The sequence below is a fragment of the Streptomyces sp. NRRL F-5135 genome, assembly GCF_000719775.1.
Lineage (GTDB): Bacteria > Actinomycetota > Actinomycetes > Streptomycetales > Streptomycetaceae > Streptomyces > Streptomyces hebeiensis.
Genome location: NZ_JOHR01000114.1, coordinates 1 through 201 on the forward strand (window position 1 = coordinate 1; position 201 = coordinate 201).

The window sequence follows — 201 nt, forward strand, 5'->3', positions numbered from 1 at the left end:
CCACCCCGAAAGGCTTCATCGTTCGACTTGCATGTGTTAAGCACGCCGCCAGCGTTCGTCCTGAGCCAGGATCAAACTCTCCGTGAATGCTTCACCGGTCATCCGGTTCACACACACGAGAGCGGAACCGTCGGCCGGAATAAGACCGGACGGTCCACAGCATCCTCGCTGTGTTGTGTTTCAAAGGAACCTCAACCCAAC

The 201-nt window shown here is 56.7% G+C and carries 1 rRNA gene; it reads right to left on the reverse strand.

The features are described 5' to 3' along the window. Positions 1-87: ribosomal RNA gene (locus IG02_RS0135740) — 16S ribosomal RNA — on the reverse strand; the annotation flags it as partial. Positions 88-201: the final 114 nt, after the last annotated feature.